This is a genomic window from Mesorhizobium carmichaelinearum, from assembly GCF_900199455.1.
GTDB classification, from domain to species: Bacteria; Pseudomonadota; Alphaproteobacteria; order Rhizobiales; family Rhizobiaceae; genus Mesorhizobium; species Mesorhizobium carmichaelinearum.
In genome coordinates this window covers 139,691-162,005 of the sequence record NZ_FZQR01000006.1, presented here as the reverse complement: position 1 = coordinate 162,005, position 22,315 = coordinate 139,691, and the positions used below count along the sequence as shown (strand labels likewise).

Genomic DNA, 22,315 nt, shown 5'->3' with positions numbered 1-22,315 from the left:
TGAGCCGGAGGCACGACGCCAAGTCGTGCTCTCCGGCTTCCCACGCATGCTTGCCGCCGGCCACTGGCGTCGGCGGATAGAGCCAGCAATCCGGGGGCAAAGCTGATCGACGCATTCCTTCCGGCCTCGGCGGCCGGCATCATCGAACTCCTCTCGCCCGCGCCCGTCGGCTGGGGCGGCACACTCATGCTCGGGCTGCTGCATTCGCTGGAGATTGCCGTCGGCGCCACGATCGTCGGCCTTGCCATCGGGGTCTGCGGTGCCTATGGCAAGCTTTACGGCGGACCGGTCGTGCGCGACCTGCTCGCGGTCTACACCACCGTGGTGCGCGCCGTGCCGGAACTGGTGCTGATCCTGCTGCTCTATTATGCCGGCACCGACCTGATAAACCAGGTGCTGAGCGCGATCGGTTACCAGCGTGTCGATATTAGCGGGCTGGTGGCCGGCATAGCCGTGCTCGGCTTCTGCCAGGGCGCCTATTCGACGGAGGTCATGCGCGGCGCGATCCTCGCCATCCCGCAAGGCCAGATCGAAGCCGCCCGCGCCTTCGGCATGTCTCCCGGCCTTCTCTTGCGGCGCATCACGCTGCCGGCGATGCTGCCCTTTGCCATTCCAGGTCTCGCCAATCTGTGGCTGATCGCGACCAAGGACACCGCGCTGCTGGCCGTCGTCGGCTTCTTCGAACTGACGCTGGCGACACGGCAGGCGGCGGGCGTCACCAAGGCCTATCTGATCTTCTATCTCGCCGCCGGCGTGCTCTATCTCGCGGTGACACTGTTTTCGAACTTCCTGCTTGGCCGCGCCGAGAAGTGGGCGCGGCGCGGCATGCCTTCGATCAAGGAGGCACGCTGATGGCGGGCGAAGCAGCCATCATCAACACAGCGGCGCGCGCCTCGCTCTGGCTGCAGCCGCATCGCATCGTCCTCATTCTGATCGCGCTCGGGCTGGTGCTGTCGGCCGCCTTTTTCATGCGCTGGGACTGGCTGCCGCAATATTGGGAAATGGGCCTGATGGGCATCTGGCGCGCCCTGTGGATCCTGGCCGTCACCTGCGCGCTCGGCTTCCTGATCGCCGTGCCGGTCGGGCTGGCGCAGGCCGCCGGTTCGATCTGGGTTGCGGCACCGGCGAAAGTCTTCTGCACCATCATCCGCGGCACGCCGCTGCTGTTGCAATTGTGGTTGCTCTATTACGGGCTGGGCTCGCTGTTTCCGCAGTACCCGTGGATCCGCGACTCCTGGATGTGGCCTTATCTGAGACAGGCCTGGCCGTACGGCGTTCTGGCTCTCACCCTGTCCTTCGCCGGTTACGAGGGCGAAGTGATGCGCGGCGCCTTTGCCGGCGTGCCCAAGGGACAGTTGGAAGCCGCCCGCGCCTTCGGCATGAGCCGCTGGAAGATCTTCCGGCGCATCTGGCTGCCGCAGGCCTTCTACCGGGCACTGCCGACGCTGACCGGTGAGGCCGTGCTGCAGTTGAAGTCGACCCCGCTGGTGGCGACGATCAGCGTGATCGACATCTTCGCCGTCGCGGGCAAGGTGCGGCAGGACACCTACCTCACCTACGAGCCCTTGCTGCTGCTGGCGTTGATCTATATGGCGATCACCGGCATTCTCGTCCTGGCCCTCAGCCGGATCGAGGCGCGGATTCCGGTCAAGGTCGGCTAGGAAGACGTGGTGAATAGCGAGTAGTGAGTAGCGAATAGGGGCGCCTCGCTATTCCCCTACTCGCTACTCCCTACTCGCTACTCACTTAGGAACCTATTGCGATGCAACTCAGTCTCGACCAGGCAAGAGGACTGTGCCGGATGGCGGCACTCGGCGCCGGCGCCAATGAGGAGGCGGCGCAGTCGCTCACCGCGTCGATCATCGCCGCCGAGGCGGAAGGGCTTTCTAGCGTCGGCCTGTCGCATTTCATCGACTATCTCGAGGCGCTGGAGGCCGGGCGCATCGACGGCAATGCCGATCCGGTGATCACGAGGCCGGCGCTGGCGGTCTATCTCTCTGACGCACGCGGCGGGCTGGCGCATACCGGCTTCGACCGCACGATCGACGACCTTGCCAAGGCGGCAAGACTGTTCGGCGTCGCCATCTTCTCGCAGAAGAACGCCTATACATGCGGTGCGCTCGGCTATTTCACCGGAAGGCTGGCGGCACAGGGGCTGGTGTCCTTCGCCGCCACCAACGGCCCGGCCGTGCTTGCCGGCTCGGGCTCGATCAAGCCGGTCTACTGCACCAACCCGATGTCGTTTGCCGCGCCCGCCGCCGACGGCGCGCCGCTGGTCATCGACCAGTCGTCGAGCGCCACCGCCTTCGTCAACATCCGCAAGGCGGCCGAGGACGGCAAGAAGATCCCCGAAGGCTGGGCGCTGGACGCCAGCGGCAACCCGACCACCGACCCGGCCGCCGCCATGAAGGGCGCCATGCTTGCCTTTGGCGGCCAGCGCGGCGCCAACATCGCGCTGATGGTCGAAGTGCTGGCGGCGGGCATTTCCGGCGCCAACTGGTCACTCGATGCGCCCTGGTTCAGCGGCGGGCCGGACAGCCCCGGAACCGGCCTGTTCGTGCTGGCCATCGAGCCCAAGCTGCTCGACCCGGATTTCGAGCAGCGGATGAAGGACCAGCTCGACCGCCTGCGCCGCCGCTATGGCGTGCATGTGCCGGGCCGTGCCCGGGCGGAAGCCGCCGAGAAGGCACAGGCGCGCGGCATCACCGCGCCCAAGGCGGTGGTGCAGCGTATTTCCGAATTCGCCGAGCGCTATTCGGCCTGAAGAAATCGACGAATTTTTCCGCGCCTTTGTGAACCTTTGCGCGTGTCGCGACGACCTATGACTGTCCGGGTCGGGTTTGCCCGGTCGGTGTCTTGTGTCGGATGCGTCCAGGGCTGGGGCGGGCGTCTCACGCCACGCTGATACCGTCTCAGGTCAGGCCGCCTCGTTGGACCCTGGTTTCGACATGAACCTCACCCGGAAAACCCCGCTTCGGCGGGGTTTTCTGCGTTTCGTCCTGCACATAAACATGATTGTGAAAGTTAACTTTTGTTAACTTGACTTGACGGGAGCCATCGGGCGTTTGCGAGGGGATACTCACCAGACAGGAGCTACGATGTCCGTAACCACCGACGCTTCCCGCGGCAGACTAATCATTCCGGCGCTCGGCCGCCTGTATTCGTCGCTGCATGACGCCGGCGAAACCGTGCTGCGCGTCGTCGCCGGCGCGTTCCTTACCATCCATGGCTCGCAGAAGATCACCGATCCCTTCGGCGCCGCCGAGATGGTCGAAGGCCTCGGCTTCTATCCGGGCGCCTTCTGGTCGTTGCTTTTGGCCTGCACCGAGTTTTTCGGCGGCATTTTCATCGCCCTCGGGTTTTTGACGCGCCCGGCCGCTTTTGCCGGCCTGTTCGTGCTGCTGGTGACCGTCTGGTTCCATTGGGTCACCATGGGCCAGGGTTTTTCGGGCGCCGAAAAGTCGCTTTTGTGGGCCGCGATCCTGCTCTTCTTCGTCATTCGTGGCGGCAACCGTCACTCGGTCGACGCCCGTATCGGCAAGACGTTCTAACAGACGCGAACCGGGGGTAACGCGACGACGCGTCACCCTTTGCCTTTGGCGCAAAACCGACTATGAAACGGCTTCAGCCAAGCCATCTGGAACGTGCGCCGGAGCCCGCCATGACCGAAATCCTGCAAACCCCAAAGCTCGTCGTCGTCTTTGGCGGGTCAGGCTTTGTCGGCCGCCATGTCGTGCGCGCACTGGCCAAGCGCGGCTACCGCATCCGGGTCGCCTGCCGGCGGCCCGATCTTGCCGGCCACTTGCAGCCGCTTGGCAATGTCGGCCAGATCCAGCCGGTGCAGGCCAATGTGCGGGTGCGCTGGTCGATCGACCGTGCCGTGCAAGGCGCTGACCATGTCGTCAATCTCGTCGCCATCCTGCATGAGACCGGCCGGCAGAAATTCAACACCGTGCATGACTTCGGCGCCCGCGCCGTCGCCGAGGCCGCGCGCTCCGTTGGCGCCGGGCTCACCCATATTTCAGCACTTGGCGCCGATCTGGGCTCCGAATCGGATTACGCGCGCACCAAGGCGCTTGGCGAGAAGGCCGTGCTAGAGACGATCACTGATGCCGTGATCTTGCGGCCGTCGATCAATTTCGGACCGGAAGACAGCTTCTTCAACCGCTTCGCCAACATGGCGCGCTATTCGCCGGTGCTGCCGCTGATCGGCGGTGGCCACACCAAGTTCCAGCCGGTCTATGTCGGCGACGTCGCCGAGGCGGTGGCGCGCTCGGTCGACGGCAAGATCAATGGCGGCCAGATCTACGAGCTTGGCGGCCCCAATGTGCTCACCTTCAAGGAGTGCATGGAAGAGCTGCTCACCGTGATCGAGCGCAAGCGCTTCTTGGTTCCGGTCCCGTGGTGGGTGGCCAACATCCAGGCCTCGATCCTCGGCCTGTTGCCCAATCCGCTGCTGACCAAGGACCAGGTGATGCAGCTGCGCGAGCACAACATCGTTTCGGAAGCCGCCGCCAAGGCCAACCGGACACTCACCGGGCTCGGCATCCAGCCGCAATCGATCGCGACGATCCTGCCCAGCTACCTCTGGCGCTTCCGCGCCGCCGGCCAGTTCCAGCAGCGCAAGCCAGCGGCATAATTTCCAGAAGAGCCTTGCCCTTCAACGTTGCCGCGGTGTGACCTGCATCGGCAACCCACCTTGCGGCTGCGTGGTCAGTTTCTGCACCGGCCAGGGCTTGGTCTCGGCCGTGGTATCGAAGCGGAAGCGCGACAACAGGATGGCGAGCGCGATGATCGCCTCCTGCATGGCGAAGCTGGCGCCGATACAGACACGCGGGCCGGCGCCAAACGGCAGATACTGGAAGCGGTCGATCTTTTCGCGGTTTCCCGGGTGGAAGCGCTCGGGCAGGAAGGCATCGGGCCTGTCCCACAGCTTCCTGTGGCGATGGACGACCCAGGGCATGACCAGCACGGCCGCGTGCTTGGGGATATAAAGATCCTTCCAGGTCTCCGGCACGATCGGCTCGCGGTTGATCGAGGGCGCCGGCGGGTAGAGCCGGAGCGCCTCATCGAAAGCCGCGCGGGTCAACGGCATGGTGTCGAGCCATTTCGTCGGATCGGGCTCGCGCGCCAGCACCTCGTCGATCTCCTGCTCGACGCGGTTACGCTCCCACGGCGATTCGGCCAGGCAATAGAGCGTCCAGCCCAGCGCCCGCGCGGTGGTCTCATGGCCGGCGCCGATGAAGGTGATGATGTTGTCCTCGACTTCCGAGCGCGTCAGCCCGTCGGGGCCTTCGGCCTTGAGCAGCAGCGTCAGGAAATCCTGCGGCACGCCATCGGGATCACGCTTGAAACGCTCCTCGCGCATCTTGACGGTGTCGGTGACGATCTTGCGGAAATAGGCCATGGTCTTGCGGCCACGGATGCGGGTGAGCCGCGGCAGCCAGTCGGGCGCGCGCAGCAGATCGAGCGGATCGACACGGCCCATGGTCTCGAACAAACGGTCGATCTCATTGGCGAAACTGCCCGGCTCACCCGCGATCTCGCCGGAGAACAGCGTCTCGGCCAGAATGTCGTAGGTGAGCAGCGTCATGTCATGGGCGATGTCGGACGTGCCGCCGTCCTCGTAGCGGGTGACAAACTCCAGCGTGCGCTTCAGCATCGGCTGGGCAAAGCCGAAGATGTGGCGCGGCGTGAACACCGGCGCCATCGCCTTGCGCGACCGCTTCCACACCTCGCCCTCGGCGGTCAGCAGGCCATCGCGCAGGATCGGCCGCAGGATCTTCTGGCGCACCGTCGCCATCTTGTAGTTCTTGGCGTTGTCGACCAGCACATGGCGGATGAGGCCGGGATCGTTGGCGATGACCAGATGCCCGCCAACGCCATTCACCGATATCCAGGGTTCGTTGTAGGTCGGCTCGCCCCACAGTTCGAGCGGGTTGCGGTAGACGATGCGGATCATCTCCAGCGTCGAAGGCGGCGACGTGCGCGGCTTCGGTGCGGGTGGAACGAAGGGGGCGGGCTGAGTGTCCATGAAGTGCTCCGCTGCTCTGTTAATGTAGTGGCTGGTGATCCGGGCGTCCATGTGACCGAACGGCAGGCAATTCACGGCACGAAGCAGACGATCTGTTCATCCGATCGTGACTGCTGCGCCAGATGTCCCGGCTTGTCCGCCGGGACGCTCTGCCGTAGTGACAGTCACCAACAGATACCGCCCGAGAAAGGAGCCCGCCTTGAAGCACCAGTTGAACATCATAATCGGCAGCACGCGGCCCGGCCGCGCCGGCCCGGTTTTTGCCGAATGGCTGGAGACATTCGCGCGCGAGCACGGGAAATTCGAGCCGATGCTGACCGACATCGCCGCGTTTCACCTGCCGGTGCTCGACGAGCCGCATCATCCAAGGCTAGGCAATTATCAGAACGATCACACCAAGGCGTGGTCGAAGGCGATCGACGCAGCCGATGCCTTCGTCTTCGTAGCGCCGGAGTACAATTATTTCGCCGCCCCGGCGATCGTCAACGCCGTCGACTACCTGCTGCGAGAATGGAAGTACAAGCCGGCCGCCATTTTCAGCTATGGTGGCGTCTCAGGCGGCCTGCGCGCGGCGCAGGCGCTGAAGCCGCTGCTGACGTCGGTGGGGGTCATGCCGATCCCGGAAGGCGTCGCGCTGCCGATGTACCAGAAGCTGCTCGACGAAAATGGCGCTTTCAGCGCCAGCGAACAGGTGACCGGCGGCGCCAAGGCCATGCTGGACGAGTTGTTGCGCTGGAGCGAGGCGTTGAAACCGCTGCGCGCAGCCTGAAAGAGCTGATCTTCGCCCAAATGCCCGGCTTGCTCGCGCCATAAAGAGGTGGAATTGTCAGTACGCGACTGAGCCGGGGGCGGTTCGACGTGCGTTTGCTGCTTGCCATGCTGCTGTTCTTGTCGGTCACCGCCACCGCGGTGGCGGAGCGGCGCGTGGCACTGGTCATGGCGGAGGACGACTACCGGCTGGTGCGGCCCTTGGCCAATCCCATCCATGACGGCGAGGCGATGCAAGCGGCGCTGAAAAAGCTCGGTTTCGAGGTGGTGCTCGAAACCGACCGTGATCTGCGGCGCATGCGGCGCGCGCTCGACGATTTCCGCGACGATGCCAAGGGCGCCGATGTCGCACTGGTCTATTTCTCCGGCCATGGTGTCGAAATCTCGGGCGACAACCGGCTGCTGCCGGTCGATGCCGACGCGTCCTCGCTCGACGCGCTGGACAAGACCAGCCTGCCGCTGGAGGAAGTGCGCGCCGCGGTCGCCGCCACCGCCAAGGTCGGGCTGATCGTGCTCGATGCCTGCCGCAGCGATCCGTTCTCGGGCGGCGGTGGCGACGGGCGCGGCGCGACCTCGCTGGCGAAGGATATCGCCGACAAGGTCAAGCCGGGCCTCGGCCGCGTCGGCCGCGCGGAAAACATCCTGTTTGCCTTTTCGGCCGCACCCGGCGAGACGGCGGCCGACGGTACCGGCCAGAACTCGCCGTTCACGACCGCGCTGACCAAATATCTCGGCACCGACGGGCTCGAAATCCGCTCGGTGCTGACGCTGGTGCAGCAGGAGGTCTACGACCTGTCGCGGGGCAAACAGCTACCCTATGTCGAGAGCGGACTGCCGAAGCTGTTCTTCGCTGCTGCAGCCAAGGAGCAGCTGCCGGAGCGCGAACGGCTGCTGCTGGCCATGGCCGATGTGACGCCGGAAATGCGCGGCGAGGTCGAGCAGATCGCCAGCGATGCCGACATGCCACTGGCGCCGCTCTATGGCGCGCTGTTGTCGAAGAACCTTGCCTCGCTCGGTCCCGAGCAGCGCTCGGCCAAGCTCAGGGAAGCCGCGGATGCCTTCGTCAAGGTGCAGCGGGAAATGACCACGCTCGCCTCCGGCGATCCGGCGGTGACGCAGCTGCGGCAGGAAGCGGAACGGCAGCTCTCGCTCGGCGCGTTCGATGCCGCTCGCGCCAAGCTCGCCGAGGCCGCCGGAATCGACAAGGATTCGCGCCAGCGGCTCAAGACCAATTATGTCGAACGCACGCTTTCGGAAGCGGCAACCCATTCGCTGGAAGGCGGCGCGGCAAGCGCTTTGCTCCGATATCAATTGGCCGCGGATGGCTATGAGAAGGCGACAGCGCTCTATCGCGAGGTCAATGGCGAGGACATTCCGGCGGACGATCGGCTGCAGCAGCTTCTCACGCTTGCCCGGCTCGGCGATGTCTATACGACGCTGGGCAGGCTGGATGACGCCGCCAGGACCTACAAGGAATGGAACGAAGGATCGACAAGGCGCGCCGGCACCGATCCGAAGAACGTTTTCTGGCAGCGGGACGTTTCGCTCAGCCTGGACAAGATGGGCGATACCGCCGTCGCCCAGGGCAAGCTCGCCGATGGCCTTGCCGATTACCAGGCATCGGCTGATATCGCCGAGAAGGTGGCTGCCGCAGCCCCGACCGAGCTCGAATGGCAGAGCGATCTTTCCTTTGCCTATGACCGGATCGGCTACGTCATGCGCTCCCAGGGCAATCTCAAGGACGCCATGCCCTATTACCAGAAGGCGCTGGAGGTTTCCAAACGGGTGGTCGGACTTGACCCCGACAACATCAACTGGCAGCGCCGGCTGGGCGTGGCCCACGACTCGATCGGCGACGTGCTGATCATGGAGGGCGACTACAGCCAGGCGCTCGACGCCTTCAGTTCGGGCTTTGCGATATGGCGCAAGCTGACCGAACTGGACCCCGCCAATCTCTCCTGGCAGCGCGATCTGTGCGTCTCCTACACCAAGATCGGCGACAGCTTGCAGATCTTGGGCGAATACAAGAACGCCATCGTTTCCTATCAGGCCGGCCTGAGCCTGAGTTCGGCCCTTGCCAGCGCCGATCCGGAAAATCTCGAAGGCCAGCGGGATATCGCGATCCTTCATGACAGCATCGGCGACGCGCAGCTGATGCTGCAGGCAAATGCAGAGGCTCTGGCCGCGTTCAACGAGGCCAATCACATCTGGGAATCGCTGGTCAAGACCGACCAGAGCAACACGCGATGGCTGCGTGATCTCGAAATCAACTACAGCAAGCTGGGCGACGCACATCTGGCGAATGGCGAGCCGGGAGCGGCGCTGACCGCCTACAAATCAGCACTTGACGCATCTCTCGCCCTGACTGGAAACGACGCCAGCAACAGCCTCTGGCAACGCGATCTGGCGATCAATTGCGGCAAGATCGGCGATCTCCTGGCAAGATCGGGCAACAAGGATCTCGCCACCCAATTCTACCAGCAGTCGCTCGATATCTCCGAGCGCTTCTCCGCCATCGATCCGGACAATTCGATGTGGCTGCGCGATATGGTCATCGGTCATTTCAAAATGGCCGAGATGGGTCTCGATGTCCGCTCGAATTTGACGGCGGCCCTCAAGATCGCCTCCGACATGCAGCAGGCCGGCATCCTCTCGCCCGCGGACGCCTGGATTCCCGATGAATTGCGCAAGCGGCTGAAGCTGCTGGACGCCCCAGCCAAATGACGGACCCTGGACAGGAAACCCTGCTGGGTAGCGCTGCCTGAATGAACCGGTCTTCGGCTTGGCTTGCTCGTGCCATAAAGAGGTGGAATGGTCGGCAAACGACTGAGCCGGGGGCGGTTCGACTTGCGCTTGCTGTTTGCCTTGCTGCTGTTCTTGTCGGTCACCGCCAGCGCGGTGGCGGAACGGCGCGTGGCATTGGTCATGGCGGAGGACGACTACCGGCTGGTCCGGCCTTTGGCCAATCCCATCCACGACGGCGAGGCGATGCAAGCGGCGCTGAAAAAGCTCGGTTTCGAGGTGGTGCTCGAAACCAACCGCGACCTCCGGCGTATGCGGCGCGCGCTCGACGATTTTCGCGACGATGCCAAGGGCGCCGATGTGGCCCTGGTCTATTTCTCCGGCCATGGCGTCGAAATCTCGGGCGACAACCGGCTGCTGCCCGTCGACGCCGATGCGTCCTCGCTCGATCAACTGGACAAGACCAGCCTGCCGCTGGAGGAAGTGCGCGCCGCGGTCGCCGCCACCGCCAAGGTCGGGCTGATCGTGCTCGACGCCTGCCGCAGCGATCCGTTCTCGGGAGGCAGTGGCGGCGGGCGCGGCGCGACCTCGCTGGCAAAGGATGTCGCCGACAAGGTCAAGCCAGGTCTCGGCCGCGTCGGGCGCGCGGAAAACATCCTGTTCGCCTTTTCGGCCGCACCCGGCGAGACGGCCGCCGACGGCAGCGGCCAGAATTCCCCCTTCACCACGGCGCTGACCAAATATCTCGGCACGGACGGGCTCGAAATCCGCTCGGTGCTGACCTTGGTGCAGCAGGAGGTCTATGACCTCACACGCGGCAAGCAGCTGCCTTATGTCGAAAGCGGCTTGCCGAAACTGTTCTTCGCTGCTGCGGCCAAGGAGCAACTGCCAGAGCGCGAACGGCTGCTGCTGGCCATGGCCGATGTTACACCGGAAATGCGCGGCGAGGTCGAGCAGATCGCCAGCGATGCCGACATGCCGCTGGCGCCGCTCTATGGCGCGCTGATCGGCACCGACACCAGCCATCTCTCTGCCGACAGCCTGAACGCCCGGCTGCGCGAGGCGGCCGACGCTTTCGTCAAGGTGCGCAGCGAAATGAAGACGCTCGCCTCCGACGATCCGGAGGTGACGGAGCTGCGCCGGCGGGCCGAGGAGCAGCTTGCGCTCGGTGCCTTCGACGGCGCCCGCGCCCTGCTCGCCAAGGCCGCCGACATCGACAATGTTTCGCGCCAGGCGCTGAAGGTCAATTTCGTCAGCCGAACCCTGTCCGAGGCCGCGACGCGCTTCCTCTCCGGTGGTGCGGCGCGCGCCGACCTCGACTACGCCACGGCCATTGGTGACTATGAATCGGTGCTGGCGCTGTATGGCGAGGCCGGGCAGACCTCGCTCAACCTGGAACAAGCCGACCGCCAGAGCCGAACGCTGGAGGAACTCGGTATTCTCTATACGACGGTGGGCAATGTCGAGGCGGCCGGCCGCGCCTTCACCGCGCTGTTGGCCAATCTCGAGCAGCGGTCGCGTCAGGAAACCGACCCAAGCGTCAAGCGCGATCTCGCCATCGCCCATATCAAGCTCGCCAACACTGAGATGGCGCAAGGCGACCTGCCAACCTCGCTGGAGAACTATAAGGCGGCCAGGGGCATGCTGCAGGAGCTGACTGCAGGCATGCCGGACAAGAAAGACTGGCTCGGGGATCTTGCCATGGCCAATGACAAGATCGGCGTGCTGGCGACGCAAGGCGATGTGGGTGCGGCGGCCAAGGCCTACCAGCAAAGCCTGTTGATCAAGCAGAAATTGGCCGATGCCGAGCCGAACAGTGCCTATCTGCTGCGCGACCTGACCATAACCTATGACGAAATCGGCGACCTTGCCCGTACCGCCGGCCAGTTGGACAGCGCCCAGACGGCCTTTGAAGAGAGCCTGAGAATTCGGCTTGTGCTGGCCGAGAACAAACCCGATGACCCTGAGCGCCAGCGCGCCGTTTCCGTTAGCCACGACAGGATCGGTGACGTGCTGCGCCTGCGCGGCGACGCCGCCGGTGCGCTCGTGGCCTACACCAAGAGCCAGGCGATCGCCGAAGACATGGTGCGCCGTGACCCCAACGATACCGACCTGAAGCGCGACCTGTCGATCAGTTACGCCAAGATCGGCAACGCGCTCAACGACCAGGAGAACTGGCCGGCAGCGCTGGCTTCCTATCGGCAAGCGCTGGCCGTAGCGCGCGATCTGGCCGCGGGAGACCCTGGCAACACCGAATGGCAGCGTGACCTGTCGATCTGTCTGGAAAAGGTTGCCGGCGTGCTTGATGCCCAGGGCGATGTCAGCGGCGCACTGCAAAACTATCAGGACAGTTTTGCCATTGCCGGCCGGCTGGCCAAGCTCGACCCGGGCAATTCCGACTGGCAGCGCGACCTGTCGATCACGCTGGCGGAAATCGGCATGCTGGAGACCAAGCAGCGCCACTTGGAGGGCTCCAAAAAGGCCTTCGAAGCCAGCCTCGGCATCCGCCAGAAACTGGCCCAGTCCGATCCGAACAATGCAATCTGGCAATTCGATCTGGTGCAGGCCTACATCAACTATGCCTATGTGGCGAAGGATCCGAAGGCCGTTCTGAACAAGGCGCTGAACCTGACGCTGGAGCTCGACCGCACGGGCCGGCTGGCGCCCCGGGACAAATCCACGATCAAATATTTGCGCGACCTTCTCGCCAAATTCGGGGCTCGAAAAAAATAGCCGGCTGCCAGCCCGGGATTCGGCCCGGAAATGCCCGCAAACCTTGGAAAAACCGCCTTTAGCGCCTATATCTAGTCGATATCAGACGCGCGATTCGGGGCCGATTTTTCGCGCTGTACAAGCGGCATCTAGACAACAGGTTTTCATGAGCGACCAGACCGAGAACTCAAACGGCGCAGAAGCCGAATACGGCGCCGATTCCATCAAGGTTTTGAAGGGGTTGGACGCCGTCCGCAAACGCCCCGGCATGTATATCGGCGACACTGACGACGGTTCCGGCCTGCATCACATGGTCTATGAGGTGGTCGACAACGCCATCGACGAAGCCCTGGCCGGCCACGCCGACCTCGTCACCGTGACGCTCAACCCCGATGGATCAGTGACGGTGATCGACAATGGCCGCGGCATTCCGACCGATATCCACACCGGCGAAGGCATTTCCGCGGCTGAAGTGATCATGACGCAGCTGCATGCCGGCGGCAAATTCGACCAGAACTCGTACAAGGTGTCGGGCGGCCTGCATGGCGTCGGCGTCTCGGTGGTCAACGCGCTTTCGGCATGGCTGAAACTCAAGATCCGCCGCAACGGCCAGATCTTCGAGATGAGCTTCACGCACGGCAATGCCGATGCGCCATTGAAGGCGACCGGCAGCTACGAGCAGGACAAGCAGCCGGGCACCTATGAGGGCCGCAGCGGCAGCCAGATCACCTTCTTTCCGTCGGCCGAGACCTTCACCATGGTCGAGTTCGACTTCGGCACGCTGGAGCACCGGCTGCGCGAGCTCGCCTTCCTCAATTCCGGCGTGCGCATCATTCTGACCGATGCCCGCCACGCCGACATCGTGCGGCATGAGTTGCACTACGATGGCGGGCTGGAAGAGTTCGTCAAATATCTCGATCGGGTCAAGAAACCGCTGATCGAGAAGCCGATTGCCATCAAGGCCGAGCGCGACGGCATCACCGTCGAAGTGGCGATGTGGTGGAACGACAGCTACCATGAGAATGTCCTGGCCTTCACCAACAACATCCCGCAGCGCGATGGCGGAACCCATCTGGCCGGCTTCCGAGGCGCGCTGACGCGCCAGATCACCGGCTATGGCGAATCCTCGGGCCTGACCAAGAAGGAAAAGGTCTCGCTGATCGGCGACGATTGCCGCGAAGGGCTGACGGCGGTGCTGTCGGTCAAGGTTCCCGACCCGAAATTCTCGTCGCAGACCAAGGACAAGCTGGTTTCGTCGGAAGTCCGTCCGGTGGTCGAGGGGCTGGTCAACGAGGCGCTCGGCACTTGGCTGGAAGAGCATCCGACCGAAGGCAAGGTGGTCATCGACAAGGTGATCCAGGCCGCGGCGGCGCGCGAAGCCGCACGCAAGGCGCGCGACATCACCCGCAAGAGCTCGCTCGGCGTCACCTCGCTGCCCGGCAAGCTCGCCGACTGCCAGGAACGCGATCCGGCGAAATCCGAGATCTTCATCGTCGAGGGCGACTCGGCCGGAGGCTCGGCCAAGGGCGGCCGTTCGCGTCAGAACCAGGCGATCCTGCCGTTGCGCGGCAAAATCCTCAATGTCGAGCGGGCCCGTTTCGACCGCATGCTCGGCTCCGACATGATCGGCACGCTGATCACCGCGCTCGGCACCTCGATCGGCAAGGACGAGTTCAACGCCGACAAGCTGCGCTACCACAAGATCATCCTGATGACCGACGCCGACGTCGACGGCGCCCATATCAGAACCTTGCTGCTCACCTTCTTCTTCCGGCAGATGCCGGAGCTGATCGAGCGCGGCCATCTCTACATCGCCCAGCCACCGCTCTATAAGGTGACGCGCGGCAAGAGCTCGCAATACATCAAGAACGAAAGCGCCTTCGAGGAGTTCCTGATCGAATCCGGACTGGAGGAAGCTTCGCTCACGATGGGTTCAGGCGAAGTACGGACCGGGCAGGATCTGCGCGGTGCCGTTGACGATGCGCTCGCTGTGCGCCAGCTCATCAACGGCCTGCACACGCGCTACAACAGAGGCGTGGTCGAACAGGCCGCGATCGCCGGCGGGCTCAACCCCGAGGTCTTCGGCGATCTCGGCCGTGCCAACGCCATGGCGGAGCGGATCGCACAACGTCTCGACATCATCGCCGAGGACACGGAGCGCGGCTGGACCGGCCGCATGTCGACCTCGAATGACGGCAGCGGCGGCTATGTCTTCGAGCGCACGGTGCGCAGCGTCAAGGAATACGCCCATCTCGACATGGGGCTGATCAATTCGGCCGATGCCCGCCAGCTCGACCGCTACGCGCAGCGCCTGAGCGAGGTCTACGGGACGCCACCGGTGCTGCGCCGCAAGGATGTGTCCGAAACCGTCTCGGGCCCGCTGGCGCTGCTCAACGCCGTCTTTGCGACCGGCCGCAAGGGCCTGACCATGCAGCGCTACAAGGGTCTCGGCGAGATGAATGCCGAGCAGCTGTGGGAAACCACGCTCGATCCGAATGTGCGTTCGCTGCTGCAGGTCAAGGTCAATGACGCGACCGATGCCGACTCGCTGTTCTCGCGGCTGATGGGCGACGAGGTCGAGCCGCGGCGCGAATTCATCCAGGACAACGCACTGTCGGTCGCCAATCTGGATATTTGATGCCGGCCGGCCAATACTGCGCAGCGGTTTTGGGCGAACGAGATGCACAAGAGCTTAAAGCGCGTCGGCTGAAACCGTTTCAGTGCGACGCGCTTTGAGACTGCAGCGATGAGCTGAAGAAGCTTGCCAGGGCGGCGTTGAGGCGCTGATGAAACGCTGCCCGGTCGAAGCCGGGTGCGTCAACGCAAGCTATGGGCGCAATGGCGCGCAGGCGAGTGCTGCAAGGCGGCAGGAACGCATAGTGACCCGCCAGCGGTTCGACATGATACTCTGGCGGTCGAGGCAGCGCCGCACGGATGGGTTCTTCATACCAGGGATCGGGTTGATGCTGGTCGTTGGCCGCGCGCCATAGGAGCACCGGGATCTGAACCGAAGCAAGGCCGGCGCGGTCGAAGGTGAAGCCGAACGCCGGCGCGGCGGCTGCGATGGCGCGGATCCGCAGATCAGACTTCCACGCATCCGGCGGTGGCTGGGCCGCTTCGGCAACGGAATGGACCCCGGCTTTCGCCAGCGTGGTGCAAAGATCGTGCTGGGGATTTGCCGCGCAGTATGGGTCGATCCTGTCGAGGTTGGGTATTCCCCCCGCTTCGACGAGCACGGTGAAGCCGCCATTCGAGAATCCGAAGGCGCCGATGCGCTGCGGATCGATGTCTGCATGTCCCTGCCAGTCCGTCAGCATGAAATCGATCAGCCGGCTTAGCTGGGCAGGCCGGCGCCATAGCATCAGCACCTTGCTCTGGTCGTCGTAGGTATCGCCGGCATGGCTGACCGCGGCGACGATGAAGCCGGCTCTCGCCAACGCGATCGCCGTATCATAGTGACCTGCATAGGATCCGCCGCCGCCATGCGAGATCACGATAAGCGGCAGCGCACGGCCTTTTACCGGGCCGGAAGGCGCGACGTGTTGCTTGAAGTTTTCCAGCGGCACATCGCGCGGTTCGGCTGAAGTCGGGTACCAGATACCGGCAGCCAGCGGCGGTTCGCTGCCGTTGGGAACGCGAACGACTTCAAAGCCCACGGCAGAAAGATGCGCGGTGTCCTCGGCAGCCGAACTGGCCGATGTCGTGCCAGTCGGTGTACCGGCTGCAACTGCCGGGGTCGCGCCCCAGGTGAACAGACCAGAGAGCAAGACCAGGCCGGCGAAAATTGCCGGGCGCAGCCCACAGTCAGGACCCCAAAGCCGCTGGACTTTTGCTTTTTGCTTCTTCTGGAATTTCCTCAGAGTCATTCGTCTTCCTAACCGGCAAGGCGCTTCGAAGAAAATTCGTCCGGATTTCCGCTTTTGCCCGACTCGACCTATGGGTCAAATCACAACAACATGATCGCTTGAGACATTGGTGCGAAGCGGGGCTTCGAATTGTTCCCTCGCCGGCAAACAAAATCATTTTATAGCCTGCCGGAACGGAAGTCCTCTCGGGACATTGTGACAACATCGATCATAATTTCTCACAGGAGGCCTTCATGGGACGTGGCATTTTGCTCTGGTTGCTCGGTATTCCGATCCCGATCATCATCCTCATCATGCTGTTCGTACGGTAGGGGGCGTTGATGCAGCCCACCATATCGGCTATCGACCTATCCGCTTCAGAAGAATCCTCCGCTACAGCCGTCAGCTGGGGACCGATCATCGCCGGCGCTTTCGCGGCTTCGACGCTGACCTTCATCCTCATGCTGCTCGGCTCGGGTCTCGGGCTCAGCATGGTTTCGCCATGGTCGGGCTCTGGCGCATCGGTCACCACTTTTGCGGTGTCGACCGCCATCTGGCTGGTCATCGTGCAATGGCTGTCCTCCGGCGTCGGCGGCTACCTTGCCGGACGCCTGCGCACCAAATGGGTCGGCGTCCACACTGACGAAGTGTATTTCCGCGACACCGCTCATGGCTTCCTTGCCTGGGCATTGGCGACGCTGCTCGTTGTCGGCGTGCTCGGCTCGGCGCTATCCGCAGCCCTGGGCTCAGGTGTACAGGCTGTCTCAACCGTAGCATCGGGCGCCGCCATGGGCGCATCGGCTGGTGTCTCGGCCAAGACCGGCAGCGCATCGGCCGACAATGCGACCTCCTATCTGGTGGATTCGCTGTTCCGTCCGGCCGATCCGGCCAAGCTTGCGGCTGCCAATTCTGACGGTGATGCTGCCGCAGTCGGAGAGGCCTCGCGCATCCTGATCGCCAGTGCGGCGGCGGGCGAGATTTCCGCCGACGACAAGACCTATCTGTCGCAACTGGTTGCTGCCCGCACCGGGCTGTCCGAGGGCGACGCCAAGGTGCGTGTCGATGCCCTGGTCGCCAAGGTCGAGGACGCCAAGGTCAAGGCCAAGCAGGCCGCCGACACAGCCCGGAAAGGCAGCGCGACGTTTGCCCTGCTCGGCGCCTTGTCGCTGGTCATCGGCGCCTTCATCGCCAGTGCCGCGGCCGCTCTCGGCGGCAGGCAGCGCGACGAAGAGGAAGCGGTTTTCCTGACCACCCGCTGAACCCAGGCTTGCGCCAGAAATGAAAGAGCCCGGCTTCAAAGCCGGGCTCTTTGCCGTTTCCGCCGATCGGCCGGATCAGTGATCCATGGCCTTGACGATTTCCTCGGTCATTTTCTTGGCGTCGCCGAGCAGCATCATGGTGCCGTCCTTATAGAACAGCGTGTTGTCGATGCCGGCATAGCCGGAGCCGAGCGAGCGCTTGACGAACAGGCAGGTGCGCGCCTTGTCGACGTCGAGGATCGGCATGCCGTAGATCGGCGACGACTTGTCATCGCGGGCCGAAGGATTGGTGACGTCGTTGGCGCCGATGACATAGGCGACATCAGCCTGCGCGAACTCCGAATTGATGTCCTCGAGCTCGAACACTTCGTCGTAGGGCACGTTGGCTTCGGCCAAGAGCACGTTCATGTGGCCGGGCATGCGGCCGGCGACCGGGTGGATGGCGTATTTCACATCGACGCCATTGGCCTTGAGCTTGTCGGCCATTTCGCGCAACGCGTGCTGCGCCTGCGCGACCGCCATGCCGTAGCCCGGCACGATGATGACTTTTTGGGCGTTCATCATCAGATAGGCTGCATCATCGGCCGAACCCTGCTTGACCGTGCGCTCGATGCCGTCGTCGGCCGCCGCCGCGGTCTCGCCGCCGAAGCCGCCGAGGATGACCGAGATGAAGCTGCGGTTCATGCCCTTGCACATGATGTAGGACAGGATCGCACCGGACGAACCGACCAGCGCGCCGGTGATGATCAGCGCCAGGTTGCCTAGCGTGAAGCCAAGTGCCGCGGCGGCCCAGCCCGAGTAGGAATTCAGCATCGAGACGACGACCGGCATGTCGGCGCCGCCGATCGGGATGATCAGGAGAATACCGAGCACCAGCGAGGCGGCGACAATCAGCCAGAAGACCAGTTTTGACTCGGTGGTGACGAGCAGGATGATCAAAACGATCAGGGCGATGCCAAGCGCGGCGTTGATGAAGTGGCGGCCGCCGATCATGATCGGCTTGCCGGACATACGGCCATCGAGCTTGAGGAAGGCGATGACCGAGCCGGTGAAGGTGATGGCGCCGATGGCAACGCCAAGGCTCATCTCGATCAGGGCCTGGGCGTGGATATCTCCATTCGTGCCGATGCCAAAACTTTCCGGCGCATAGATGGCGGCTGCAGCCACCATGACCGCGGCGAGGCCGACCAGCGAGTGGAAGGCGGCGACCAGTTGTGGCATCGAGGTCATGGCGATGCGGCGCGCGGTGACGGCGCCGACACCGCCGCCAATGGCAAGGCCAAGCACAATCAGGCCGAAGCGGCCTGCCGACGGGGTCGCCAGCGCCAGCGTGGTGGCGATGGCAATGCCCATGCCGATCATGCCGTAGAGATTGCCCTGACGGCTGGTGGTCGGATGCGACAGGCCACGCAGCGCCATGATGAACAGGACGCCGGAAACCAGATAGAGGAAGGAGGCGAAGTTGGCGTTCATGGCGCTCTACTTGTCCTTCTTCTTGTACATGGCCAGCATGCGCTGGGTGACCAGGAAGCCGCCGAAGATGTTGACGGAGACCAGCATCAGCGCGACGAAGCCAAAGCCGGCGGCAACACCGGAAGCGGCGATGCCGACGGCCAGCAGCGCGCCGACGACGATGACCGAGGAGATGGCGTTGGTGACCGCCATCAGCGGCGTGTGCAGCGCCGGGGTCACCGACCAGACGACATAGTAGCCGACGAAGATCGCCAGAACGAAGATGGCGAAGCGGAAGACAAAGGGATCGATGGCGCCGCCGGACAGGGCGTGCGCGGCATCACCCGCCGCCTCGGCACCGCCTGGAGCATTGGCCAGGTTCTGCACCGCCAGCCTGACGGCGGCGGTGGCCTGGTCGAGCTGGTCGAGGGCTTTCTGCAGGGTCTGATCCATCACGCTGTGCCTTTCGACTTGGGCGACTTGGACGAGGGCGACTGGGATGCGGCCGTTTTCTTTGTCGCGGCTTTCTTTGCAGCAGCCGGCTCGGCCGAGGCCACCATGGTCGTGGCCGGGATCGCGGCCGGCTCGACATGAGGCTGCTGGTCGGCCTTGGCGAAGGCCGGATGCACCACCTTGCCGCCATCGGTCAGCATCGTCGCCTTGACCAGATCGTCGTCGCGGTTGATGGCGAGCGTCTTGGTCGTCTTGTCGACCAGCGTCTCGAGGAAAGCGAACAAGTTCTTGGCGTAGAGCAGCGAGGCGGACGCAGCGACGCGGCCGGGCACGTTGAGATGGCCGACAATCTTCACATTGTTGGCCGTGGTGACGACCTTGCCTGGCTCAGCGCCCTCGACATTGCCGCCGCGTTCGACGGCGAGGTCGACGAGCACAGAACCCGGCTTCATCGAGGCGACCATCGCCGCCGACACCAGCTTCGGCGCCGGCCGGCCGGGGATCAGAGCCGTGGTGATGACGATGTCCTGCTTGGCGATGTGCTCAGCGGTGAGCGCCGCCTGCTTGGCCTGGTATTCCTTGGACATTTCCTTGGCGTAGCCGCCGGCGGTCTCGGCGGCCTTGAATTCATCGTCCTCGACGGCCAGGAATTTGGCGCCGAGCGAGGCGACCTGTTCCTTGGCGGCGGGGCGCACGTCGGTGGCGGTGACGACCGCGCCGAGGCGGCGTGCCGTGGCGATCGCCTGCAGGCCGGCGACGCCGACACCCATGATGAAGACCTTCGCCGCCGGCACCGTGCCTGCCGCCGTCATCATCATCGGCAGGGCGCGATCATATTCCGAAGCGCCGTCGATCACCGCCTGGTAGCCGGCAAGGTTGGCCTGCGAGGACAGCACGTCCATCGATTGCGCGCGAGTTATGCGCGGCATGAATTCCATCGAGAAGGCGGTGACACCGGCCTTGGCCAGGGCCGCGACCGCGGCATCATTGCCGTAGGGATCCATGATGGCGATCACCGCCGCACCGGCTTTGTAGCCTTTCAGCTCGGCTTCCGTCGGCCGGCGAACCTTTAGCACGACATCGGCCTTGCCGACATCCGCGGCCTTGCCGATGACAGCACCCGCCTTGGCGAACTCTTCGTCGGGGATACGCGATCTCGTGCCGGCGCCGGTTTCGACAATCACATCGAAGCCCAGCCCCGCCAGCCGCTTGACCGTATCGGGCGAGGCCGCGACACGCGGCTCGTTCGCATCAAGCTCACGAGGGATGAAAACCGTCTGTCCCACCGCATGATCCTTTCGGCTGGAACCTGTTTGCGCAAAGTGTCGGCCGGAATATCCGGCAACGTCAATGGCAACGGGGTTTTGGAAGGTCTATCGCAGAATGAAGGCGCCGACGGCCATGATCAGGATGAACAGGATGGTCGCCGAGAAGAAACCGGCCGCGAAGAAGCCGAAAGCCATCGCGATGAGCAACGCGCCGCAGAACAGCGATCCGTATTTGGCCAGAGCGAGAAAGCCCGCATAGGTGCGGTCATGTTCCGCATAGTCCATCTTCGCGCCCAGTTCGACAGGACCGGTCGGCGAGTGATCAGCCATAGGAATACCCCTTCGAAGACATCTTTCAGGCACATAGCGAAAACCCGGGCCGAGAGCAATGGCGCTATTGCCGCATTGGGGCGGACAACTGCCTCAAGGGAAAATTGAAACTGCCGGCTGTCCCTGTGTCAGGGATGGCTTTGCGGCAGACCTGCACGGCGGTCTCAGCCGGCGAGGTGCGGGAAAAGCCCGAGCAGTCCAACAACGATCAGATAGAGGGCGACGATGTAGTTCAGCAGCCGTGGCATGATGAGGATCAGCACGCCGGCGATCAGCGAGATAAGTGGCGTGAGCGCGAGCTGGGAGATGTGCATGTCGGGGTCCTTCGCGGCAGATCAGTTGGCATGATGACGAGACGGAACGGCGGCACGCCGCCGTCATCAGAACGCGGATCTGGCCGGAAAGCTCCAGAGGCTCGTCAAAAATCGCGTAGCCTCAGGCGGCGGCGCGATAATATTTCGCTGTCGGCACGATGGATAAGGGCGTCAGCCGGTTGATGGCCGGATTGGCGAACATCAGCCGCTGCTCCGTCGGCGTCGACCTGAAGAAGGGGAACCGTTCGAGCGTCAGGCGCATATTTTCGCCGGCAGGGATTTCGAACAGCGCGATCCGGGTAAGAACGCCTGGAAATTCTTTAGCCTCGGTCCGCTGTACGGCATTGAAATAACGCGAATAAAAATTGGAATGCTCGACCTTGACCGGCGTCAGCACCGAGTCCTGGCCAAAATAGAGCGAGGCCACCATGGCAAGCCTGAGGGTCAGGAACGGCAACACTCCGGGCGCCGGCGCGCTATCGGGATCGGTTGCAAACCGGGTTCCGTCGATAAAGGTTTCTCCGCGGGCAAGTCGCTCGATCAGTATTTCCGGATAGGCATCGACGGACGGCGAATTCGGGTGCTCCCGAGAAATGTAGTGGAAGCGGATCGTGCTGACCAACTCGCCATAGAAATAGACCCCGAACCGGTAGGAATTGGGCAGATTGTCCCAGCGATCCTCGAACATCCCGCTGGCGATTGGGCCGCACATGCCTGAGCGCAGATAGGATTTATAGCGAAGCCGGTAGATCGCCTCCAAATCCTCGCCTCCGGTAATGAGGCGATAATCGACATGCTCCAGCAGTTGCATCATCGATCGGTTCAGCACGGAATCCCCGGCTGCCCTGACCACGCCAGACGTATTCCTTGCAGCCGTTGCAGCATCCATCATCTGTCCTCGAAATTCCGCCGATGAATAGGCTATTCGAGCTGAAATGAGACACAAGCTGAAACTTGGATAGCGCCGGTTTACCTTCTGTTAACCTTAACAGCCGTCCGTCCGGTTGTGGCTGTGGGGCTTGCGTTCGGCAATTGCTGATCGCGCCTTAACCAATTGTTTTTGCTTTTATATATTTGAAAGACTGACCGTCAATGACGCCGCCTCTTGGGCTTGACCTCACGGCCGACCCGTTCCCGG

General features: G+C 63.5%; 18 protein-coding genes. 10 read left to right on the top strand and 8 right to left on the bottom strand.

The features are described from left to right. The first annotated feature begins 186 nt into the window (after positions 1 to 186). The 5 genes from CKW40_RS15890 (at position 187) to CKW40_RS15870 (ending at position 4,639) form a co-directional block, all read left to right on the top strand. A complete protein-coding gene (locus CKW40_RS15890) occupies positions 187 to 852 on the top strand; it encodes an ABC transporter permease (protein ID WP_095200835.1) in 666 nt (221 codons plus the stop codon). Further along, entirely contained in the window at positions 852 to 1,661 is an 810-nt protein-coding gene (locus CKW40_RS15885; RefSeq protein WP_095201035.1) for an ABC transporter permease, read from the top strand. The genes CKW40_RS15890 and CKW40_RS15885 overlap by 1 nt, the downstream gene beginning before the upstream one ends. 101 nt (positions 1,662 to 1,762) lie before the next feature. Beyond that, a complete protein-coding gene (locus CKW40_RS15880; RefSeq protein ID WP_095200834.1) occupies positions 1,763 to 2,764 on the top strand; it encodes an Ldh family oxidoreductase in 1,002 nt (333 codons plus the stop codon). A gap of 334 nt (positions 2,765 to 3,098) precedes the next feature. Then, positions 3,099 to 3,551, top strand: a complete 453-nt coding sequence (locus CKW40_RS15875) for a DoxX family protein (RefSeq protein ID WP_095200833.1) — start codon at positions 3,099 to 3,101, stop codon at positions 3,549 to 3,551. Between the two features lie 110 nt (positions 3,552 to 3,661). Then, complete coding sequence (locus CKW40_RS15870; RefSeq protein WP_095201034.1) at positions 3,662 to 4,639, top strand: complex I NDUFA9 subunit family protein; 978 nt, start codon at positions 3,662 to 3,664, stop codon at positions 4,637 to 4,639. Positions 4,640 to 4,660: 21 nt separating this feature from the next. On the opposite strand, the gene CKW40_RS15865 is transcribed toward CKW40_RS15870, so the two are convergent. Next, a complete protein-coding gene (locus CKW40_RS15865) occupies positions 4,661 to 6,034 on the bottom strand; it encodes a cytochrome P450 (protein ID WP_095201033.1) in 1,374 nt (457 codons plus the stop codon). Between the two features lie 199 nt (positions 6,035 to 6,233). Here CKW40_RS15865 and CKW40_RS15860 point away from each other — a divergent pair, with 199 nt between their 5' ends. The 4 genes from CKW40_RS15860 to gyrB all read left to right on the top strand — a co-directional run bounded on the left by CKW40_RS15860 (position 6,234) and on the right by gyrB (position 14,894). After that, positions 6,234 to 6,803, top strand: a complete 570-nt coding sequence (locus CKW40_RS15860) for an NADPH-dependent FMN reductase (RefSeq protein WP_095201032.1) — start codon at positions 6,234 to 6,236, stop codon at positions 6,801 to 6,803. Between the two features lie 89 nt (positions 6,804 to 6,892). Then, the gene (locus CKW40_RS15855) at positions 6,893 to 9,526 is read left to right on the top strand and encodes a caspase family protein (protein WP_244571196.1); all 2,634 of its coding nucleotides are present in this window, start codon (positions 6,893 to 6,895) and stop codon (positions 9,524 to 9,526) included. An 87-nt stretch (positions 9,527 to 9,613) separates the two neighbouring features. Next, positions 9,614 to 12,277, top strand: coding sequence for a caspase family protein (locus tag CKW40_RS15850; RefSeq protein ID WP_244571195.1), 2,664 nt, complete (start codon positions 9,614 to 9,616; stop codon positions 12,275 to 12,277). 145 nt (positions 12,278 to 12,422) lie between these two features. Further along, on the top strand, positions 12,423 to 14,894 hold the full coding sequence (gene gyrB, locus CKW40_RS15845) for a DNA topoisomerase (ATP-hydrolyzing) subunit B (protein ID WP_095200832.1): 2,472 nt from the start codon (positions 12,423 to 12,425) through the stop codon (positions 14,892 to 14,894). A 79-nt stretch (positions 14,895 to 14,973) separates the two neighbouring features. On the opposite strand, the gene CKW40_RS15840 is transcribed toward gyrB, so the two are convergent. Then, positions 14,974 to 16,122, bottom strand: a complete 1,149-nt coding sequence (locus CKW40_RS15840) for an alpha/beta hydrolase family protein (RefSeq protein ID WP_095200831.1) — start codon at positions 16,120 to 16,122, stop codon at positions 14,974 to 14,976. 320 nt (positions 16,123 to 16,442) lie between these two features. Here CKW40_RS15840 and CKW40_RS15835 point away from each other — a divergent pair, with 320 nt between their 5' ends. Then, on the top strand, positions 16,443 to 17,360 hold the full coding sequence (locus CKW40_RS15835) for a hypothetical protein (RefSeq protein ID WP_095200830.1): 918 nt from the start codon (positions 16,443 to 16,445) through the stop codon (positions 17,358 to 17,360). A 75-nt stretch (positions 17,361 to 17,435) separates the two neighbouring features. Here CKW40_RS15835 and CKW40_RS15830 read toward each other — a convergent pair whose 3' ends face one another. The 6 genes from CKW40_RS15830 to CKW40_RS15805 all read right to left on the bottom strand — a co-directional run bounded on the left by CKW40_RS15830 (position 17,436) and on the right by CKW40_RS15805 (position 21,991). Continuing rightward, positions 17,436 to 18,833, bottom strand: a complete 1,398-nt coding sequence (locus tag CKW40_RS15830) for an NAD(P)(+) transhydrogenase (Re/Si-specific) subunit beta (protein ID WP_095200829.1) — start codon at positions 18,831 to 18,833, stop codon at positions 17,436 to 17,438. 6 nt (positions 18,834 to 18,839) lie between these two features. Next, the gene (locus CKW40_RS15825) at positions 18,840 to 19,265 is read right to left on the bottom strand and encodes a proton-translocating transhydrogenase family protein (protein WP_095200828.1); all 426 of its coding nucleotides are present in this window, start codon (positions 19,263 to 19,265) and stop codon (positions 18,840 to 18,842) included. Continuing rightward, the gene (locus tag CKW40_RS15820) at positions 19,265 to 20,551 is read right to left on the bottom strand and encodes a Re/Si-specific NAD(P)(+) transhydrogenase subunit alpha (protein ID WP_095200827.1); all 1,287 of its coding nucleotides are present in this window, start codon (positions 20,549 to 20,551) and stop codon (positions 19,265 to 19,267) included. Before CKW40_RS15820 ends, CKW40_RS15825 begins: the two co-directional genes overlap by 1 nt. An 87-nt stretch (positions 20,552 to 20,638) precedes the next feature. Further along, a complete protein-coding gene (locus CKW40_RS15815; protein ID WP_095200826.1) occupies positions 20,639 to 20,863 on the bottom strand; it encodes an aa3-type cytochrome c oxidase subunit IV in 225 nt (74 codons plus the stop codon). 164 nt (positions 20,864 to 21,027) lie between these two features. Beyond that, positions 21,028 to 21,177, bottom strand: coding sequence for a DUF3096 domain-containing protein (locus CKW40_RS15810; protein ID WP_019862764.1), 150 nt, complete (start codon positions 21,175 to 21,177; stop codon positions 21,028 to 21,030). A 121-nt stretch (positions 21,178 to 21,298) separates the two neighbouring features. Next, on the bottom strand, positions 21,299 to 21,991 hold the full coding sequence (locus CKW40_RS15805) for an N-acyl amino acid synthase FeeM domain-containing protein (protein WP_244571194.1): 693 nt from the start codon (positions 21,989 to 21,991) through the stop codon (positions 21,299 to 21,301). Positions 21,992 to 22,315 lie beyond the last annotated feature (324 nt).

What these genes read in the sequence shown, in the direction of transcription:
- CKW40_RS15880 (WP_095200834.1), top strand. Translation starts at nt 1,763, where the DNA reads ATGCAACTCAGTCTCGACCAGGCAAGAGGACTGTGCCGGATGGCGGCA.
- CKW40_RS15815 (WP_095200826.1), bottom strand. Translation starts at nt 20,863, where the DNA reads ATGGCTGATCACTCGCCGACCGGTCCTGTCGAACTGGGCGCGAAGATG.
- CKW40_RS15835 (WP_095200830.1), top strand. Translation starts at nt 16,443, where the DNA reads ATGCAGCCCACCATATCGGCTATCGACCTATCCGCTTCAGAAGAATCC.
- CKW40_RS15825 (WP_095200828.1), bottom strand. Translation starts at nt 19,265, where the DNA reads ATGGATCAGACCCTGCAGAAAGCCCTCGACCAGCTCGACCAGGCCACC.
- CKW40_RS15885 (WP_095201035.1), top strand. Translation starts at nt 852, where the DNA reads ATGGCGGGCGAAGCAGCCATCATCAACACAGCGGCGCGCGCCTCGCTC.
- CKW40_RS15865 (WP_095201033.1), bottom strand. Translation starts at nt 6,034, where the DNA reads ATGGACACTCAGCCCGCCCCCTTCGTTCCACCCGCACCGAAGCCGCGC.
- CKW40_RS15890 (WP_095200835.1), top strand. Translation starts at nt 187, where the DNA reads ATGCTCGGGCTGCTGCATTCGCTGGAGATTGCCGTCGGCGCCACGATC.
- gyrB (WP_095200832.1), top strand. Translation starts at nt 12,423, where the DNA reads ATGAGCGACCAGACCGAGAACTCAAACGGCGCAGAAGCCGAATACGGC.
- CKW40_RS15840 (WP_095200831.1), bottom strand. Translation starts at nt 16,122, where the DNA reads ATGACTCTGAGGAAATTCCAGAAGAAGCAAAAAGCAAAAGTCCAGCGG.
- CKW40_RS15810 (WP_019862764.1), bottom strand. Translation starts at nt 21,177, where the DNA reads ATGCACATCTCCCAGCTCGCGCTCACGCCACTTATCTCGCTGATCGCC.
- CKW40_RS15830 (WP_095200829.1), bottom strand. Translation starts at nt 18,833, where the DNA reads ATGAACGCCAACTTCGCCTCCTTCCTCTATCTGGTTTCCGGCGTCCTG.
- CKW40_RS15870 (WP_095201034.1), top strand. Translation starts at nt 3,662, where the DNA reads ATGACCGAAATCCTGCAAACCCCAAAGCTCGTCGTCGTCTTTGGCGGG.
- CKW40_RS15850 (WP_244571195.1), top strand. Translation starts at nt 9,614, where the DNA reads ATGGTCGGCAAACGACTGAGCCGGGGGCGGTTCGACTTGCGCTTGCTG.
- CKW40_RS15875 (WP_095200833.1), top strand. Translation starts at nt 3,099, where the DNA reads ATGTCCGTAACCACCGACGCTTCCCGCGGCAGACTAATCATTCCGGCG.
- CKW40_RS15805 (WP_244571194.1), bottom strand. Translation starts at nt 21,991, where the DNA reads ATGATGCAACTGCTGGAGCATGTCGATTATCGCCTCATTACCGGAGGC.